The sequence below is a fragment of the Halobacteriovorax sp. DA5 genome, assembly GCF_002903145.1.
Lineage (GTDB): Bacteria > Bdellovibrionota > Bacteriovoracia > Bacteriovoracales > Bacteriovoracaceae > Halobacteriovorax_A.
The window spans coordinates 109,045-128,467 of the sequence record NZ_PPDJ01000003.1; the positions used below are offsets into that span (position 1 = coordinate 109,045).

Consider the following 19,423-nt stretch of genomic DNA (forward strand, 5'->3'; position numbering starts at 1 on the left):
CATTTTCTACAATAAATTCTCTTTGGGGAAATAATAAACTTTGACACAAATTGGCATAAATTTAAATTAGTAAAAGCCGATAACTAACTAGATATATTAAGTTTAAATAAGAGATCAAAACTTTTTTTATTTGCTGGGAAAAATAAGGTCGCTATTTGCGCTATTTACCTGGTGATATATTAGTTGAAGATTATTGAGTAGGAGAATGAGTATATGGAAGATCTTAAGAAGTTTTCTTTTTTAATTGTAGATGACATGAGCACAATGAGAAAGATCGTAAAAAAGTTATTACGTGATTTAGGGGCCGATCGTTTTGTTGAGGCAGTTGATGGAAAAGATGCTCTTAAAAAAATTGTAGAGAATAAAGGTGGACCAAATGAGATATCTTTTATCATCTCTGACTGGAGTATGCCGAATGCTACTGGACTGGATCTGCTAAAAACAATTAGAGGCAGTGAAAACTTCAAAGAGATGCCATTCGTAATGGTTACAGCAGAGCAAGACGTTGCACAAATTCAAGAGGCAATTGCTAGTGATGTAGATGGTTATGTTATTAAACCATTCGATCAAGCATCATTTAAGAAGAGGTTGGCCCTGGCCATGAAGAAAAGGTTTCCACAAGGTTAATAGGAGGCTTTCATGGGTATGGTAGAGAGAATTACTAAATCTCACTTCTCTGTTTTGGCCTTCTCAGGTGATATCGATCTAGATTGCGTTAAGTCTTTATCGATGATCTTTGATGCGATTCTAGAGGACGAGAAGGATAAGCTAATTATTCTAGATTTTAAGAGTGTCGAATTTGTATCACCAAAAATTTATAATGAAATATTTAGGCTTTTTAAATCTGCAGAAGATAAATCAATTCTGATTTATACAATTAATGCGCGATCAAAATTAATTAGAGAACTTAAAAGTGATTATGCAGATGAACGTTTTAATTTCACAGATTCGATATCGAAAAGACTACAAGAGCTAAATCTTAAAAAGAAGAGAATTGAGCTTGATGTAAACTTTGTTAACCCATTTATTCAAGCAGCAATTGATACATTTGGGGTTCAGGCAAATTTAAAAGTATTACCGGGAAAAGTATCAAAAGCAAAAGATTTTGAAAGTTATGAGATTGGTTTAATTGGATCAATTGATGTTCAAAATGAGCAGTTTAATGGCAGGCTTTTAATTTGTTTTCCAGATATTGTTTTTATCAATATTTATAACCAAATATTCGGAGAAGATTACACTGAGCTTAATGAAGATGTGAAAGATGCAATTGCAGAATTTACAAATATTACATTAGGGCAGGCAAAGGCTACTTTAAATCAAAATAGAGGGATTGTTATTGACCGTGCAATTCCATCAGTTTTACTAAGAGAGAACTTTTCAGAAATTGAGCTAGGCAAATATGAGTCATTAATGATTCCACTAGCAACGAAACTGGGCTCTTTTTATATCTACATCCTATTGGGGGCAAACGAATAATTAGGTAGTTGGAAAAAACTGAACATGATCTTTGTCATGTAATTAAGATTGTTTATAGAAATTTATAGTAAGCCACTAAAAATACTAATTAAATAAAAATTTTGTCCGAATAATGAAGAGATATTAACACAAAAGACAAGATGTGATTATGGATGAGTTTGAATTAGAATTAAAGATGGATTTCCTTGAAGAGGCTGTTCAGCTTCTTGAAGATTGTGAAGAGTCTTTCCTAGAGCTAGAATCGGGTGTCGATAATACAGATGAGCATATCGATAAAATCTTTCGCCTTGCTCACAACCTTAAGGGTACATCAAGGGCCGTTGAGTTTAGTGATGTAGCTGAGTTTACGCATGAGATGGAAGAGCTGATCTTAAAAGTTAAGAAAGGCGAAGTCGATATTTGTGCTGATGTTATTGATGTATTCTTAAAATGTTCAGATCATTTAAATAATATGATCTCAACTCTAAGAGATGATATTGAAGCAAAGTTTAATTCTGATGAGATCATCCAACTTATTAAAGATGTTTCAAGTGCTGATGTTGAGCATAATGACCTGAGAATTTCAAATATTCCTGATGAAGCTGAATTTGAAGCGAGTGCGCAAGAAGAAGATGAAGATACTTATCATCAAGAAGTAGAAGAGGACTTTGAAGACGAAGAACTACAAGGAATTCTTGATAACGAGGAACCTGTAAGCTTTGATGAAGAAGTTGTTGCGGATGCACGTCCGAGTCAATCAGATATGAGTGACCTCGATCGTCTATTATATGGTGAATCTTTTGATACAACAGAAGAAGTAAAGCCTGTTGAAGCACCTGTTTCAAGTACACCAAATGATCTAGATACTTTAATGAGCGAAACAGCTCCTAAAGATCCTGTCGTTGATAATGTTGTAAGTCTAGACTCTGCAGCGAAGAAGGAAGAGAAGAAACCATCTTCAGCTCCTGCTGCGAAAGTTCAGGCGGCAGCTCCAAAAAAGGCCGCAAAACCAGAAGAGACAATTCGTATTGGTATTAGTCGTGTAGAAAAACTTAACAACTATGTTGGAGAACTTGTAATTCTACAAACTGTTTTAAGTGAATGTAACGATCTTGTTGCTGATGAGCACGTAAGAAAAAGTGTTAGTCACTTATCAAAAATTACAAAAGAAATTCAAGATATTTCAATGAAAATGAGAATGGTACCACTTAAAACAACATTCTCTAAATTACAACGTATTGTAAGAGATACATCAAAGGCATTAGGTAAGAAAGTTAATCTTACTATTGTTGGTGAAGAGACGGAAGTTGATAAGAATATTCTAGAGCAACTTTCAGATCCATTAGTTCACATCGTTAGAAATGCAGTCGACCACGGGCTTGAAAAGAGTGTTGAAGATAGAAAAGCCGTTGGTAAGTCTGATGCTGGTGAAATTCAAATCAAAGCTTATCATGAAGGTAATAGTCTTGTGATTGAAGTTGTTGATGATGGAAAAGGGATTGACCCAGAGATTATTAAAAGTAAAGCAATTGAGAAAGGCGTTATTAAAAATGCAGATAAACTAAGTGATCAAGATGCGATTAACTTAATTTTTGCACCAGGTTTTTCAACTAAAGAAGCTGTAAGTGAAATTTCTGGACGTGGTGTAGGGATGGATGTTGTTAAAAAGAATATCCAAGATATCTCAGGGGCCGTTGAAGTTAAGTCTGAGGTCGGTTCTGGTTCTGCCTTTAGAATTAAGCTTCCATTAACAATGGCTATTATTGAAGGGATGGTTACACGAGTTAGTGAAGAAAACTATGTTGTTCCATTGAACTTAATTCATGAGACTGTCTCTGTTACAGAAGAAAACTATAAGAAAGTTAATAATGTTGGAGGATGTATTGTGCTTAGAGGACAAGTACTGCCAGCATTTAGACTTAGTACACTTCTGAAACATAATGTGAAAGAGCCTTCAGTAAATGAGATTGCACTAGTTGTAAGAACTGAAGATATGGATTTTGCAATTGTTGTTGATGATGTTTTAAGACGTCAGCAAGTCGTTATTAAGAGTCTTGGAAATGATATCAAGAATACACAAGGTTTTATGGGAAGCTCTATTCTTGGTAATGGGCGTCCTGCTTTAATCTTAGACTTGAAAGAACTTGTTGTGAATAAAGTAAGTAAAACAAAAGGTCAGAGACCAGTAAGTAACGCAGCTTAATATTATAACTTGAAGTGTGGGGAAAATATGGAAAATGAAACAACTGATGTAACAAAAAGGTACTTAGAATTTAAACTTGGGGATGAACACTATGCAATCCCACTTCTACAAGTAAGAGAACTTATCTCTGTTCCTGAAACAACAAATGTACCATTTAGTCCTAGTTACTATGTCGGAATTATGAACTTACGTGGACAAGTAATTTCAATTATTGATCTACGCACGAGGCTGGGTGTTAAACCTGCTGAATCTAATGAAGAGGCCGTGATTATTGTTGAGTTTGGTCAGCTATGCTTAGGTATTGTTGTTGATAATATTTGCAAGGTTCTATCTGTTGATGAAGAACAGATTCAAGAAGTTGCTTCTGTAGAAACAAAGAAACGTGACCGCTTAAACAAGGTATATCGTCATAACGAATCTTTAATTCAATTAGTTGATCTTGAATCAATTTTGAATATCGATGAAATTAATGGCCTAGCTAAGAAAGCTGCATAATTGGGGATGGTGTAGATACACCGGGAGAAAGTAATGAAACAAACAAAACTGTCAATGAACAAAAAAACGATTCTGAGTTTTCTTGGTATCTTTGCAATGTTTGGAATTGGATTAGCTATCTCAATTTATTCTTACTATGGACTCGTTGAAAGCTTAAAGAATACTGTTCAAAATGACTTGAAAATGAAAGATTCGATGAGAACTTTTGCAACAAATCTTGGAGAACAAATTTCACACGAGAAAGAGTTTATAATTTCACAAGATCCCGCTGGAGTTAAGCGTTTTCTTGAGCTAGCTAAAATAAACGAAGAAACTTATACCAATATGAAAAAAATAGATGTTGATTATTCTAATGAAATCATTTGGGATGAGCTTTATAAAGAGTTTAAAGAACACTCTAAGAATTTTGGTAATACTCGCAGTACTTTAAAGATTGAAGGTGACTCAAAGAGTGGTCTTAGAGGTGAGCTTAGAAGTTACGCTCATGATATTGAAAAAAAGATTAAGAAATACGATTTAAATCCAAGTTTCATGATTTCTCTTCTTAATCTTCGTCGCCACGAAAAAGATTTCCTTTTAAGAAGAACAAAGAGTTATGTAGATAAAGCGAAAACTGAAAGTGAGAAAATTAAGAAGGAGCTAATTGCTCGAAAGTATAAGCAATATGTTTATAGTGATGTGAGTAAGTCTGTTAATGACTACATTCGTACATTTGATAAATTATATTCAAATCAACTACTTTTAGAGAAATATAGTGCTATCGCAGTAAAAGGTACAAAGAATATTTTCGAAATCATTCAAAAAAATATTGAGTTGATTGATAGAAAAACTACTGAAAGAATTGAAGAAAGTACTGTCTTAGAGGATAAAATCAGCTTTTTTATTCCAATTCTTTTTGCTGTGATTGCAGCCTTTGCGTATGGATTTCAGTATAATTTCTCAAAATCAATTAAGAAAATTATTGTACTTAGTGAGAGACTACGTGACTCGTCACAAGTTACTGAAAAGTCTTCAACTAATATGAGTATGGCATCAGCAAAAGTTTCTTCTTCAGTAACTCAACAAGCAAGTGCTATTCAAGAGACTGTTGCTACTCTTAATGAGATTACGGCCATGGTTAATAAAAGTGTTGAGAATGCAAAAGTTTCAAGCCAAAAGGCTGATGAATCACAACGTGTTGCTCTAGAAGGTAAGAAGGCCGTTAATGATATGGTTGAAGCTATTGGACAAATTAACGGTAATAACGAAGATATTATGAAAGAGATGAATCGTAATAATGAAGAGATTGTAAAGATCGTCGATGTTATTAATGAGATCTCTGAAAAAACAAAAGTAATCAACGATATCGTATTCCAGACAAAGCTATTATCTTTTAACGCTTCTGTAGAGGCAGCTCGAGCAGGCGAGCATGGGAAAGGTTTTGCTGTTGTTGCTGAAGAAGTTGGAAATCTTGCTCAGATGAGTGGTAACGCTGCTCTTGAAATTGAAGAACTACTTGGTGGCTCAATTAAGAAAGTACAATCAATTGTTGATGAAACACAAGTGAACGTTAAAAGACTTATTTCAGAAGCTCAAACAAGTATTACTAAAGGTGTTGATGTTTCTGAAAATTGTGGAAAAATTCTAGATAGTGTTGTTGATAATGTTGATGCCGTTACAAAAATGATGACGGAGATTTCAACAGCATCTCAAGAGCAAGCTGAGGGGATCAATAATATCTCAGATGCGATGAATGAACTTGATGAAGTAACTCATACTAACTCAAGTATTGCACAGGAAACTTCTGGTTTTGCAGAAAGCTTGTCTGAACAAACTTCAATCCTAAATGGAATTGTTGAAGAGTTAGAAAGTGAAGTATTAGGAAAAATTCAAAATTTATCGGCAGATAGAGATAGACTTGTTGACTCAATTTCAAGCGCGCCAGTAGAAACTTATTCTGCACCAGAGCACAAAGTGGTTGAAGATTTTCCTGTCTTCGACTCGACTCCAGCACCACAAGTTGTTAAGGATAAGCCAGCAAAGTTCGTTGCAAAGAGTGCACCAGTCGTCGAGGATATGGGGTTTGATGACCCTGTTTTAGAAGTAGACTCTGATGAGTATCCAAGCGAAGACGACGCAAGATTTGATAAAGCAGTATAAGATCAATAAGGAAATTGGGAAGAGATTGAATGAGTAATCTTGCTAGAAGTTATATTGAAATAGCGCAAATGATGTCACAAGAGACAGGGACTCACTTTACATCACAAAATGATGCAATGGTGAAATCTCGCATTGACAAAAGAATTGTAGAGCTTCGTTTAAATAATGCTGAAGAATATCTCTCTCTTATTAAGACTCCTGGTAGTCAAGAGAAGAGTGAGCTAGTTTCACTACTAACGACACACTACACATTCTTTATGCGTGAAAAGAATCAATTCGAATTCATTGTAAAATCTCTTCCTAAGATAGTTGAGCGCATCAAAAATAGTGGCCGAAATAGCCTTAAAATCTGGTGTGCAGCCTGTAGCAAAGGTGATGAAGTATATAGCCTTGCAATGATTTTAAAAAAGCATTTAAGAGAAATAGATCCAAGTTTTAAATTTGAAATTTTGGCCACAGACATTTGCGAAAAATCAGTGAAGCATGCACAAAAAGGTGTTTATTACTGGAAAGAGCTACAAAAAGTTCCTAAAGAGTACTTGGAAGGAAATTGGTATCGCGGTAGTGGTGATATTGCTCCCTTTGTAAAAGTAAGTGATGAGCTTAAAAAATTTTGCAAATTTAAGGTTCATAATTTAATAGATGAAAATAGTGCGGAGTATCGCGATAAGTATGACATTATTCTATGTCGAAATGTCTTTATTTATTTCAATGAAAACCAAATCGATAAAGTTATAAAGAAGTTTTCTAATTGTGTGACAAATAAGGGATATCTTTTTATTGGTATCTCTGAAACACTTAGGAAGCACGAGGGATTCCAAAGTCTTGGGCAGTCAATTTATTTCAAAACAAATCATGAAACTAAAAGAAGTGTTCGAGTTAGGCAAGAGCAAGTTAAGAAAATTCTAATTGTAGATGATTCTAGTACGGTTAGGAAGCTAATTAGAAAATGTCTAACAGGTGTTCCTGGCTACGAAGTTGTTGGTGAAGCAGTTGATGGTGCAGATGGTTTAGAGAAAATCAAAGAGCTTAAACCAAATGTTATTACTCTTGATATCAATATGCCAAAAATGAGTGGTCATGATGTTTTAAAGAACCTTCCAAAAGATCAGTCGCTTCAGGCGATTATGATTAGTTCTGTAAGTAAGAGTGATGGGGATATCGTTATGCGCTGTCTAGAAGATGGTGCTTTTGATTATCTTAAAAAGCCTTCATTTGATGATATCTTTAAGTTTAAAAAGGCCCTTTTAGAAAAAATTGATCTTGCTTATAGCAGTATTGTTAAATCTAAAAGTCAAAAGTTAACTAGCTGGGTAGGAACTAATAATTTTGATTTCTCAGGTAGTCAGTTGATCACAATTGGTGCTTCAACTGGGGGAACTGAGGCGATCAAACAGTTGCTTATGCGTTTCCCTAAGGAATTTCCACCTGTCTTAATTGTACAGCATATTCCACCAGTCTTTTCTACGGCATTTGCAAATCGTTTAAATGAGCTTTGTCCATTTGACGTTGTTGAGGCTACTGATGGTGAAGAAGTTAAAAATAACACCGTCTACATCGCTCCTGGTGGAATTCATATGGGAGTTGTTGGAAAAAGTAAATTAATGATCAAGTTAGATAGTGAAACACCGATATATTCTGGACACCGTCCGAGCGTTGATTATTTGTTCGAAAACTTAGCTAAGCTAAAAGGACATAAAGTTACAGCTGCTCTTTTAACCGGAATGGGAGCTGACGGTGCGAAAGGTTTACTAAAATTGAAAGAGTGCGATACTTTTACAATTACACAAGACGAGGAAACTTCAGTTGTATATGGAATGCCTAAGAAAGCATTTGATTTAGGTGCTTCTTGTATTTCCTTACCACTGGATAAAATTACTGAGCAAATTCTGACGAGGGTTGCGAAGAATTAAAATAGAATTTTGGGGAGAGATTGAGGGGTTATGAAAGGACAATGGACAATTAAGAAACAACTTATTGCTCTATCAGCTACTATGCTTGCCATACAGCTAGTTATTGCATTTGTGGGATATCAATCATTAACATCAGTGAAGTCACATCTTTATACAGTATTTTCTAAGAGACTTCCTAGTATTAACAGTCTAGTGCAAGCCGACCGTGACTTTCAGCAGATGTTGGTTGCGGAAAGAACGCTACTTCTAGAGGGACTAACTGAAAAACAGAAGAAAGCATTAGCTGATGACTACTTTACTAATAAGCAGCAAGTTGTTGATCGCTTCAAAAAGTATACTGCTCTAGGTGATTCACCTAAGGAAATTGAAATTTCGAAAAAATTTAACGAGGGACTAGAAGCATTTGAAAGAACTGCAGCAGAAAAGTTTCCTCTTAATAAAGATGGTGAGTTTAAGAGATTTAATAAGTCACAATTGATTTCTAATTCTCTTGGGCCAGTTAACTCTAAATTTGAGAATGCAAGAGATAGTTTAGATCAATTACAAGAGCTTATTTTAGGAATGGGAGATGCTGAATTTAAGGACGCAGATGAGACTTATTCTAATTCGATCTTCTTAATGTCTATTATCTCAGTTATTAGCTTATTCGGCTCTGTTGGTATTTGTATTTTTATGGCAAGAAGAATCGATGGACGTATCAATAATATCGTTGAGTCAATTTCTCATGAGGGACAAAATTTAGAGAAAGTATCTAATACTTTTAAAAATAAGTCAGTTGCACTTAGCTCTATTTCTGAGCAACTTTCAGCAGCAGCAACAGAGACATCGAGCTCTTTACATGAGATTTCTCAAATGATTAAGAGCAATACTGATGGATCTAATAATGTAGCTTCTCTGATTCAAAAAAGTCAGGAGCTTGTTACTGATGGTGTAAAGTCTCTAGGAGATTTAGGACGTGGTGTTAAGGATGTTGATAGTAGTACGACTGCACTAGCAAATACTGTTGAAAAGAGTAATAGCGAATTAAATGAAATTATCTCTGTATTTGAAGAAATTAACGCTAAAACACAAGTGATTAACGATATTGTCTTTCAAACAAAGCTACTTTCTTTCAATGCGTCTGTTGAAGCAGCAAGAGCAGGAGAGAACGGTAAAGGTTTTTCTGTTGTAGCAGAAGAAGTAGGGAATCTTGCTAAAATGAGTGGTGACTCTGCTGATGAAATTTCTAAACTACTTGTTAATAGCTTAAAAAGAGTAACTGAGATTGTTGATGATTCAAGTAAGCATGTAAATGAATCATTAAATATGAGTCGAGACAAAATTAACAAAAGTGTTGAGATTAGTAATCAATGTCAGGAAGTATTTACTCAAGTACTAAGAAATTTTGATGAGGTTTCAGCTAACTCTAATGAAGTAGCAAATGCTTCAAAAGAGCAGTTAATTGGGGTCGAAGAAGTTAGTAGAGCAATGCAGGAAATTTCAAGTTCTGCAAGTTTAACAAATCAGTCGGCACATGATCTTAAGGCCGCATCGACAGAGTTAAGCCAAGCTGTTATCCACATTGGTGAAGATATTACTGATTTAAGAGGATTAATTGTTGCTCAAATCAGGTCAGCAGCAAGAGCAGTTAATAATGTTGTAAACTTTCATAAAAAATCAGAAAATTCTGAGACAAAGAAAGCTGCATAATAACTGTCATTCATATCAAATAAAATAAAGGGCACTTTCACAGTGCCCTTTTTTTTACTATATTTTATCTAGGTTTTATGAACTCCCTAATTTATAATTCTTTTAAAGAAGGGATGTTTATATGTTGTTTTTTAGAAAGTATATCTTAGCATTTACTGGTTTATTCTTGTGCTTATTTCTTATTGTTCATCTCGGTGGAAACTTAATTTTACTATTGCCTAAATTTCACGCTCAATCTCTTTATAATTTGTATTCACATACATTGGCAGAAAATCTTCTTATCAAAGTCGTCTCAATTTTTCTCTATTTGGCTATTTTGATTCATACATATATGGCGGTACGAGTAACGATAAAAAATTCACGCTCACAAGGAGTTGATTACGCTTTTAAAGATAATAGTGAAGTGACGACTTGGACTTCCCAAAATATGGGGCTTCTTGGATTCATTATATTAATATTTATTGTTGTTCACATGGGAAATTTTTGGGCACGAGTGAAGTTAGGCTTTGGACAGAGCATTCCGATAGATTCTAGTGGCCATAAAGATATCTATTTAATTACAACTCAATTATTTAAGAATCCATTCTATGTTATTTTTTATTCTCTACTTATGATTCCTCTTGGCGCCCATATAAATCATGGCCTATCGAGTGCGTTCAAAACACTAGGATTCTATCGATTAAAGCATATACAAGTTCTAGATAAGTGTAGTCGATTTTTTTCATTAATTATCACTTTCGGCTTCGCAATTATTCCTATTGTTATTTTTATTAGGGAGAAACTGTAATGTTAGATGCAAAAATTCCTAATGGAGAATTAAAATCAAAATGGTCTACTTATCAAGCAGAAAGTAAGTTACTTAATCCTGCAAATCGAAAGAAAGTTTCAATTATTGTTGTTGGCTCTGGTCTTGCAGGTGCTGGTGCGGCAGCTACGCTTGGTGAACTTGGTTACAATGTAGATTGCTTTTGTTATCAAGATTCTGCACGTCGTGCTCACTCTGTTGCTGCCCAAGGTGGAGTTAATGCAGCTAAAAATTATCAGCATGATGGTGATAGTGTTTGGCGAATGTTTTATGATACTTTAAAAGGTGGTGATTTTCGCTCACGTGAAGCAAATGTATATCGTCTTGCAGAGCTTTCGGCTCCTCTTATTGATCATTTTACACAGCAAGGTGTTCCATTTGCTAGAGAATACGGTGGTGTACTAACTAATCGAAGCTTTGGAGGTGTACAAGTTCAACGCACTTTCTATGCAAGAGGACAGACTGGTCAGCAACTACTTCTTGCTGCCTATTCTCAACTTTCAAAAATGGTAAAGCAAGGTAATGTTAAGATGCATCCTCGTACTGAAATGCTTGATCTCGTTATTATCGATGGAAAAGCAAAGGGTGTTATCACACGTAATTTAGAAACTGGAGAACTAAAGAAATTCATGGCAAATGCTGTCGTATTAGCAACTGGTGGTTATTCTCGCGTTTTCAGATTATCTACTTTGGCAATTGGTTGTAATGGTTCAGCCATTTGGGCGGCCCATAAGAAAGGTGCTTTTTTTGCAGCACCTAGCTTTACACAGATTCACCCAACTGCACTTCCTCAATCGAGCGAATTACAATCAAAACTTACTCTTATGTCTGAGTCATTGAGAAATGATGGGAGAATTTGGGTTCCTAAGAAAGCTGGAGATAGTCGAAAGGCCAATGAGATCCCTGAAGAGGATAGAGACTATTATCTTGAGAGAAAATATCCTAGTTTTGGAAACTTGGCACCTCGTGATATTTCTTCTCGTTCAGCAAAAGAGCAAATCGATTCAGGTCATGGTGTCGGTGTACTTAAGAATGCTGTCTATTTAGATTTTAAACATGCAATTGAAAGGCTGGGAATTGAGGTGATAAAAGACCGCTATGGGAACCTTTTTCAAATGTATGAAAAGATAACTGGAATTAATGCTTATCAAGAACCAATGATGATTTCACCTGCTGCCCACTTCTCAATGGGAGGGCTTTGGGTTGATTATGAATTGATGACAACGGTACCTGGCCTTTACGCAATAGGTGAATGTAATTATTCAGATCATGGTGCTAATCGCTTAGGTGCAAATTCTCTTTTACAGGCAAGTATTGATGGTTATTTCATTTTACCAAATACAATTAATAACTATCTTGCCGATGAAATGAAATATGATCAACCAGATATATCTCATGACGAATTTTCTAAATGTCTTGAAGAAGTTGAAGCACGTATAAAGATGCTTCTTAAAATTGATGGTTTGAAAACAGTTGATCATTACCATCGAGAACTCGGTAAAATTATGTGGCAAGAGTGTGCTATGAGTCGCAATAAGGCCGGTCTTGAAAAAGCAATTTCTGAAATAAAAGAATTAAAATCTGAATTTTGGAAAAATGTTAAAGTTACTGGTTCTAATAATGAGTTAAATCCCGAATTAGAAAAGGCACTTCGTTTAGCTGACTTTATTGAGCTAGGTGAACTTATGTGTCTTGATGCTCTTCAAAGAGAAGAGTCGTGTGGTGCTCACTTTCGAGAAGAGTACCAGAGTCCTGAAGGTGAAGCAGTTCGTAATGATGATGAGTACAGTTATGTGTCTGCTTGGGAGTACTCTAGTGGTGAGTATCAATTACATCGCGAAGAACTCAATTTTGAATATATTAAACCAACAATCAGATCATACAAGTAGGTAGCAATGAGAGTAACTTTTAAGATTTGGCGACAAGATAATTCAAAAGTTGATGGTCAATTTGTCGAATACGAACTTGAAAATATTAGTAGAGATATGTCCTTTCTCGAAGCACTTGATATGCTTAATGAAAGTCTCGTTTTAAAAGGCGAGAAGGTCATTGCTTACGATTATGATTGTCGAGAAGGCATATGTGGCCAATGTGGTGTTTTTATCAATGGAAGAGCTCATGGGCCACATGCTAATACAACAACATGTCAGCTTCATATGAGAAGCTTTAGTGATAATCAAGTAATAACTGTCGAGCCTTGGCGTGCGAAATCATTCCCAATAATTAAAGATCTTGTTGTTGACAGAAGTGCTCTAGATCGAATTGTTGAGAGTGGAGGGTATATAACAGCTAAGACTGGAACAGCTCCTGAGGCTAACTCAATACTTATTGGAAAAGAGGTTGCTGATTTATCAATGGATTCTGCTGCATGTATTGGGTGTGGTGCATGTATTGCAACTTGTAAAAATGCTTCGGCAGCTTTATTTACTTCTGCAAAATTGACCCACTTAAATCTTTTACCGCAGGGAAAAGTTGAAGAAGGAAGAAGAACTTTGTCCATGACAAAACAGATGGAGTTAGAGGATTTTGGTCATTGCTCATTTACTGGGGCATGTGAGATAGAATGTCCTGAAGGGATTTCTATTTCTAATATTGCCAGAATGAATTTCAGTTTATTAAAGGCAAAGCTTTTAAAATAATCCCAGAAACTTCCACCATGCTCCTCCTATAATCAACCATATCAGAATGTTTACAATTGATATGAGAAATCCCATTTTCCACCAGTCTGATAAATCAACATAACCTGAACCAAAGAATACTGGGGCCGGTCCTGAGCCATAGTGAGTTAATGAACCAAAGAGGTTTGAAAAAAAGCCAAGAGTGATGGCCATGAGATATGGTGGGACTCCAACCTGTACGCCCACTCCTATGAATACTGCTGCCATTGCTGTTACATGTGCTGTAGCAGATGCAAAGAAGTAATGAGAGTAAAAATAGATGCCTGCTAGAATTGGAAATGCAATTGTCCATGCAAGAGTTGAGACTTCGTTTGCAACATACTTACTAAACCATGGGACAAAGCCAAACTTATTTAAAAAATCTGCCATCATAACTAGAACGCCAAACCATATAAGTGTGTCCCATGCACCTTTTTCTGACTTAATATCATCCCACGTTAAAACACCTGTAATAAGAAGAATGGATAGTCCTCCAAAAGCAGTTGTTGTAGCGTTTATATTTAAGGTACTTCCAAAAATCCAAAAGACGATAAGAAAGATGAAAGTTGCAATCATTGTCCACTCTTGTACTTTCATCTTACCCATTTCTTCAAGTTTCATTTTGGCAATTTCTTGTGCACCAGGTGTTTCTTTAATTGAAGGAGGATAAACTTTGTAGATGACATAAGGGACAGCGATTAAAGATATTATGCCGGGTAAAATAGCAGCCAACGCCCATCCTCCCCATGTGATTTTAACGCCATTATCTGCAGCAAATTGTTGTATTAATGGATTTGCCGCCATTGAAGTAATAAACATTGCTGAAGTAACCATACATACTTGAAAGCAGCTCAAGGTAAGAAAGTGACCAATCTTTCTATTTGTAGGATCGTTAGGTTTTGAGTCATAGCTGAGGCTTAAAGACTTCATAATAGGAAAAATAATACCTCCACCGCGTGCGGTGTTTGAGGGAGTTGCTGGAGCGAGAATGAGATCACTTATTGCAAGTCCATAAGCAAGTCCAAGTGTTCTTCTCCCAAGTAAGAAGACAAAGTAATAAGCGATACGTGCGCCAAGTCCTGTTTTTACGAACCCATTTGCAATGAAGAAGGCGATAACAATTAGCCATATTGTACTATTAGAAAATCCAGATAAGGCTTCAGCTTTAATTTTCAATGTTTGAGTAAAAAGACTTATAGCAAGTCCTACCATACACATTGAGCCCATTGGCATTGCCTTAATAATAATACCTAAGATGGTGCTTAAAAAGATAGCAAAGAGATACCACGCTTTAGGCTCTAATCCATCTGGGATTTGTTGATGCCAAATAAATACTCCTAACGCAAGAACACAGATAAGTCTGATTAATCGAACTTCAGATTTCATATTATTTATCCCTTTTAAATAAATTGATTTTAATATTGTTGAAGGAGAAGTTGCAATTTAAGAAAAAATTTAAGAAGATGCGTACATGGAAATTACATCATATCATGCACACTTATATTACGATGAATCAACTTACGAGAAGGCCCTAGAGGTTATCGAGCAGGTTAAGAAATTAAGTTATGTTGAAGTAGGAAGAGCACATCAAAAAGAAGTAGGGCCTCACCCTCGCTGGAGTTGTCAGTTCTTATTTTCTCCAGAAAAGTTAAATGACATGATTCCTTGGTTACTTGAAAATAGAAGTGGGCTTACCGTTTTTACTCATGCAAATACTGGAGATGATTATCTAGATCATACTCAAAATACGCTATGGATGGGTGAGATCTTAGATCTGAAACTATCTATGTTTAAACCAATAAAATAAGATTGTTTTTGAAATTCAATTTATCGAAATTTCGATTAATTTTATCGTTAGTGTCAAAGATTAATAGAACACACACAAAGTATTTCCCCTAAATAGGATATAATTGTTTAGCATTTAAACCATCGCAAGGGGGAGAGAATGACCGATGTACTGCTGGGAGAGGTCGATGGCCTCGTGGAAGAACATCAAAAAGTGAGTAGGGCCTTTAAGGAATTAATTGTCCTGTCTCAAGAAGTCGATAGAGTTTGTAAAAACCATATCGATGTGCCAAAGGATATCACCAACTTTTTGATTAAATTCTGGGTAACTCTCGAGGCCCTTACTCAAAAAGAGGAAAAATATATCTTTCCTTCATTAATAAAAGACATTGATAGACGAGCTTATGAAAAGGCGAATGAAGCATTGAGAACTCACTCTAAATTAAAGACTGAACTGAAAGTTCTGGTGGATTATGTTTTACAATACAAAGTTAATGAGAATTCATGTGAGCTTTGGAAAGAGCTTGTTAATCGTACTACCGAAGTTGTTACAACACTTGAGGAGCATTTAAATTACGAAGGTGAGATATTTGCACAGATGATAAATTCTTACCAAATTTATGATGGGCATAGTGTTGATATAGTTTCTCCATCAGATTTAAAGCTTAAAATTAGCTAAATAGTAGAAGTTGATTTAGGTCATAAAACAACAAAGCTGACGTAGATCATATTGCGCCATGCGTAGGTTGCTATACTTATTTGAAGTATAGATATTACTGCAGGGGTAAAATAAGTGAGTAAAGTTTCAAATTTTAAAGATCAGGTGGCCAAGCTTGTTTCTTTTCATCAACAAATTCGTACAGAGTTTAAAAGTCTAATTATTTTATCTCAGGCTGTAGGAGAATCATCAAAAGGTAAGCATGGGGCCCCAAGCGGTATCTCTGAATTTCTTTTGAGGTTTTGGATTACACTTGAAGCGGATATGCAAAATGAAGAGCGATATATTTTTCCTTTAATACTTAGGGAAAATTGTAGCGATGCATATGAGTATATTAAAGAAATGACTAATGAGCATTTGGAACAAGAAGAAGAACTTAGAGGTCTAATTCAAATGGTGCAAAATTATGAACTACAAGAAGAGAGTTGCCCAGAATGGGAGAATCTTTATCTAAAAGTAAGACAGGCCGTTGATAATCTATGCCGACATATGAACTATGAAAATGAAGTTATGTATTCATTTGTTTCGCAATATGAAAATAGAAATGGAGCTGCAGTTTAAAAAAATACAACACCAAATTCTTGAAGGATCAATTTCACTGTCGGTGAAATTGATTTCTTTGATGGCATAACGGCCCAAATCGGAATCGACTGATCCGTGTACTCACTAAGCAAAGGCAATAACGTCTTATTTCTAATATGATCTAAAACATAAACACCAGGTAGTTTACAAATACCAAGACCTTGAAGAGCTGCGTTCATTTGTGCTCGTCCATTGGAGCTCTTAAAATTTCCTCTTACTTTAATACTTTCTTTTTGATCTTCATTATAGAATTGCCAGGTATCATTATTTCCAATGAGACAATTGTGAGAGCTAAGGTCTTTTGGTTTTTTGGGATGTCCAAACTTATTTAGATAATTTGGTGATGCGCAGACAAATTCTTTACGATCAGCAATTTGAATAGCAAAACCTTTCTTTGGCTTTTTAGCTGTTACACGAATAGCAAGATCAAACTCATGAGAAGTTATATCAATTAGCTCAGTAGAGAACTCAAGTTCTGCTTCGATTCCCGGATGTTTCATCATGATATTTGAAATCATTGGAGCAATGATATCTTCTCCATATGCTCCGGCCAAAGAGATTCTTATTTTATCTTTAGTGGATTCATAGCTCTCTTTAGATTGTTTAGTAAATCTTTCTATTTCTTGGATATGAATTGCACATATTTCAAAGTAGTTTTTACCGAAGTCTGTGAAGTCAATGAAGCGCGTATTTCTTTTTAGTAGTGGTTGCCCAAGTTTGTCTTCTAGCTCCTTCACTGCTTTACTTAAATGTGAACGAGAGACATTAAGGGCATCTGCTGCTTTCGTAAATGATCGAAATTGTGCAACTTTTATAAAACTATAAATGTGACTTAAATCCTTTATTGTTTCCATGTGTAAACAATGTGTCGAATGATGTCACAATTGTCAACAATTTGGTTTCAATATATAATGATGCATCAAGATAAAAGAATATTTTTCTGGAGGTATATATGAAAGTAAAAGCTGCTGTTGCTTGGGGCCCAAATGAGCCACTTAAAATTGAAGAAGTTGATTTAGAAGGACCAAAGAAGGGAGAGGTTCTTGTAAAAATGCATGCTACAGGTGTTTGTCATACTGATGCATTCACTCTTTCTGGAGCAGATCCAGAAGGTCTATTTCCTGTAATTCTTGGTCACGAAGGTGGTGGAGTTGTTGTTGAAGTAGGTGAAGGTGTAACTAGTGTTGAAGTTGGTGATCACGTTATTCCTCTATACACTGCTGAGTGTGGTGTTTGTAAAATGTGTAAATCAGGAAAAACAAATCTTTGTTCTTCTGTTCGTGAGACACAAGGTAGAGGTCTTATGCCAGATGGAACAAGCCGTTTTTCTAAAGATGGAAAAATGATTCATCACTATATGGGAACTTCTACTTTTGCTGAATACACAGTTGTTGCTGAAGTATCTCTTGCAAAAGTTAGTAAAGAAGCTCCTCTAGATAAAATCTGCCTTCTTGGTTGTGGTGTAACAACTGGAATCGGTGCAGTTTTCAATACTGCTAAAGTTGAAGAAGGTGCAACAATTGCAGTATTCGGACTTGGTGGAATTGGGCTATCGGTACTACAAGGTGCAAAGATGGCAAAAGCTGGAAGAATTATTGCTATTGATATTAATGATGATAAGAAAGAAATGGCAATGAAGTTTGGTGCAACTGACTTTGTTAACCCTAAAAATTATGACAAGCCAATTCAAGACGTTATTGTTGAACTTACTGACGGTGGTGTTGATTACTCGTTTGAGTGTGTTGGTAACGTTAATTTAATGAGAGCAGCTCTAGAGTGTTGTCACAAAGGTTGGGGGGAATCAATTATTATTGGTGTCGCAGGTGCAGGTCAAGAAATCAGTACTCGTCCATTCCAACTAGTAACTGGACGTGTTTGGCGTGGTAGTGCTTTTGGTGGTGTAAAGGGGAGAACAGAACTTCCAGGTTATGTTGATCGTTATATGTCAGGCGAAATTAATCTTGATGATCTTGTAACTTTCAAATTACCATTAGAAAAAATCAATGAAGCTTTCGATCTAATGCACGAAGGTAAGGCAATTAGAACTGTTATTGATTTTAATGCTGAAGGTTAATTCATGAGCTTTGAAAAATTAAAAAGTCATAAATCATTTGAAGGGGAGACAGCATTCTGTCTCCACTCTTCAAAAGTTACAAAGACAGATATGAAGTTTTCATACTTCAAGCCTAATACTGATAAAATTGAAAATATAATCATTTGGTTATCTGGCCTTACATGTACGGAAGTGAATTTCATAACAAAAGCAGGTGCTCAATTTCACCTTGCTAAGACAAATACAATGATCGTTTGTCCTGATACTTCTCCAAGAGGACTTGAGCTTCCTGGTGAGCATGATAGTTATGATTTTGGTTCAGGTGCTGGGTTTTACTTAAATGCGACTACAGATGGTTATAAAGATGATTATAAGATGTATGATTATATCGTTAATGAGTTTGTTCCATTACTAAAGGATGCCTTTGGAAATGCAAAGCTTTCGATTACTGGTCACTCAATGGGTGGGCACGGAGCACTTGTTATCGGCTTAAATAATCCTGAATTATTTCATGCTATCTCTGCGTTCTCTCCAATCGTAAATCCAACGCAAGTACCTTGGGGGCAAAAAGCCTTTACTGGGTATTTAGGCAATGATGAGAATTTATGGAAGCAGTACGATGCTTGTGAGTTGATCAAGAGTGGCAGGACTCATGCAAAGAAAATATTGATTGAGCAAGGACTTGCTGATGAATTCTTTGAAGAACAATTAAAGACAAAGAATTTTGAAGATATTTGTGCAGAGTTTAATCAAGAGCTAACGGTAAATTATCGCCAAGGATATGATCATAGCTACTATTTCATCGCCTCATTTATCGAGGATCATCTCAAACACTTAATTTCTTAATTTATAATTAAAGACAAGGGCCTCACGGGCCCTTTTTTATTTACTTTAGTTATGAATTTGATGGAATTGTCGATATAATTATT

At 35.5% G+C, this 19,423-nt stretch carries 17 protein-coding genes; 15 read left to right on the forward strand and 2 right to left on the reverse strand.

All coding sequences use genetic code 11. The annotated features are described in order from the left end of the window. Nucleotides 1-213: 213 nt before the first annotated feature. From C0Z22_RS07125 to C0Z22_RS07170, 10 genes are all read left to right on the forward strand, one after another. Nucleotides 214-627, forward strand: a complete 414-nt coding sequence (locus tag C0Z22_RS07125; RefSeq protein ID WP_103217672.1) for a response regulator — start codon at nucleotides 214-216, stop codon at nucleotides 625-627. A 12-nt stretch (nucleotides 628-639) separates the two neighbouring features. Continuing rightward, nucleotides 640-1,476 (forward strand): chemotaxis protein CheX, encoded by an 837-nt coding sequence (locus C0Z22_RS07130; protein WP_103217673.1) that lies wholly within the window; start codon nucleotides 640-642, stop codon nucleotides 1,474-1,476. Between the two features lie 148 nt (nucleotides 1,477-1,624). Continuing rightward, nucleotides 1,625-3,658 (forward strand): chemotaxis protein CheA, encoded by a 2,034-nt coding sequence (locus C0Z22_RS07135; protein WP_103217674.1) that lies wholly within the window; start codon nucleotides 1,625-1,627, stop codon nucleotides 3,656-3,658. Nucleotides 3,659-3,685: 27 nt separating this feature from the next. Next, on the forward strand, nucleotides 3,686-4,153 hold the full coding sequence (locus C0Z22_RS07140; protein WP_103217675.1) for a chemotaxis protein CheW: 468 nt from the start codon (nucleotides 3,686-3,688) through the stop codon (nucleotides 4,151-4,153). 33 nt (nucleotides 4,154-4,186) lie between these two features. Beyond that, nucleotides 4,187-6,292 carry a methyl-accepting chemotaxis protein gene (locus tag C0Z22_RS07145; protein WP_103217676.1) on the forward strand — a complete coding sequence of 702 codons (2,106 nt, stop codon included), beginning with the start codon at nucleotides 4,187-4,189 and terminating at the stop codon, nucleotides 6,290-6,292. A 29-nt stretch (nucleotides 6,293-6,321) separates the two neighbouring features. Next, a complete protein-coding gene (cheB, locus tag C0Z22_RS07150) occupies nucleotides 6,322-8,205 on the forward strand; it encodes a chemotaxis-specific protein-glutamate methyltransferase CheB (RefSeq protein WP_103217677.1) in 1,884 nt (627 codons plus the stop codon). 30 nt (nucleotides 8,206-8,235) lie between these two features. Continuing rightward, entirely contained in the window at nucleotides 8,236-9,894 is a 1,659-nt protein-coding gene (locus tag C0Z22_RS07155; RefSeq protein WP_103217678.1) for a methyl-accepting chemotaxis protein, read from the forward strand. 121 nt (nucleotides 9,895-10,015) lie between these two features. Beyond that, nucleotides 10,016-10,681 (forward strand): succinate dehydrogenase cytochrome b subunit, encoded by a 666-nt coding sequence (locus tag C0Z22_RS07160; RefSeq protein ID WP_103217679.1) that lies wholly within the window; start codon nucleotides 10,016-10,018, stop codon nucleotides 10,679-10,681. Further along, the gene (locus tag C0Z22_RS07165; RefSeq protein ID WP_103217680.1) at nucleotides 10,681-12,588 is read left to right on the forward strand and encodes a fumarate reductase/succinate dehydrogenase flavoprotein subunit; all 1,908 of its coding nucleotides are present in this window, start codon (nucleotides 10,681-10,683) and stop codon (nucleotides 12,586-12,588) included. Before C0Z22_RS07160 ends, C0Z22_RS07165 begins: the two co-directional genes overlap by 1 nt. 6 nt (nucleotides 12,589-12,594) lie before the next feature. Then, a complete protein-coding gene (locus C0Z22_RS07170; protein ID WP_103217681.1) occupies nucleotides 12,595-13,338 on the forward strand; it encodes a succinate dehydrogenase/fumarate reductase iron-sulfur subunit in 744 nt (247 codons plus the stop codon). Here C0Z22_RS07170 and C0Z22_RS07175 read toward each other — a convergent pair. After that, nucleotides 13,330-14,742 carry an anion permease gene (locus C0Z22_RS07175; RefSeq protein WP_103217682.1) on the reverse strand — a complete coding sequence of 471 codons (1,413 nt, stop codon included), beginning with the start codon at nucleotides 14,740-14,742 and terminating at the stop codon, nucleotides 13,330-13,332. The genes C0Z22_RS07170 and C0Z22_RS07175 overlap by 9 nt on opposite strands. A gap of 85 nt (nucleotides 14,743-14,827) precedes the next feature. On the opposite strand from C0Z22_RS07175, the gene C0Z22_RS07180 reads away from it, so the two are divergent. From C0Z22_RS07180 to C0Z22_RS07190, 3 genes are all read left to right on the forward strand, one after another. Beyond that, nucleotides 14,828-15,163 carry a DOPA 4,5-dioxygenase family protein gene (locus tag C0Z22_RS07180; protein WP_103217683.1) on the forward strand — a complete coding sequence of 112 codons (336 nt, stop codon included), beginning with the start codon at nucleotides 14,828-14,830 and terminating at the stop codon, nucleotides 15,161-15,163. A 138-nt stretch (nucleotides 15,164-15,301) separates the two neighbouring features. Then, a complete protein-coding gene (locus C0Z22_RS07185) occupies nucleotides 15,302-15,820 on the forward strand; it encodes a hemerythrin domain-containing protein (RefSeq protein ID WP_103217684.1) in 519 nt (172 codons plus the stop codon). A 114-nt stretch (nucleotides 15,821-15,934) separates the two neighbouring features. Next, nucleotides 15,935-16,420, forward strand: coding sequence for a hemerythrin domain-containing protein (locus tag C0Z22_RS07190; protein WP_103217685.1), 486 nt, complete (start codon nucleotides 15,935-15,937; stop codon nucleotides 16,418-16,420). Here C0Z22_RS07190 and C0Z22_RS07195 read toward each other — a convergent pair. Further along, a complete protein-coding gene (locus C0Z22_RS07195) occupies nucleotides 16,417-17,295 on the reverse strand; it encodes a LysR family transcriptional regulator (RefSeq protein WP_103217686.1) in 879 nt (292 codons plus the stop codon). The two genes, C0Z22_RS07190 and C0Z22_RS07195, sit on opposite strands and share 4 nt — an antisense overlap. A 98-nt stretch (nucleotides 17,296-17,393) precedes the next feature. Between C0Z22_RS07195 and C0Z22_RS07200 the strand changes: the two genes are divergently transcribed. Beyond that, on the forward strand, nucleotides 17,394-18,515 hold the full coding sequence (locus tag C0Z22_RS07200; RefSeq protein WP_103217687.1) for an S-(hydroxymethyl)glutathione dehydrogenase/class III alcohol dehydrogenase: 1,122 nt from the start codon (nucleotides 17,394-17,396) through the stop codon (nucleotides 18,513-18,515). A 3-nt stretch (nucleotides 18,516-18,518) separates the two neighbouring features. Then, nucleotides 18,519-19,340: an S-formylglutathione hydrolase gene (fghA, locus tag C0Z22_RS07205; protein WP_103217688.1), complete on the forward strand. Its 822-nt coding sequence runs from the start codon at nucleotides 18,519-18,521 to the stop codon at nucleotides 19,338-19,340. The last annotated feature ends 83 nt before the right edge of the window (nucleotides 19,341-19,423 follow it).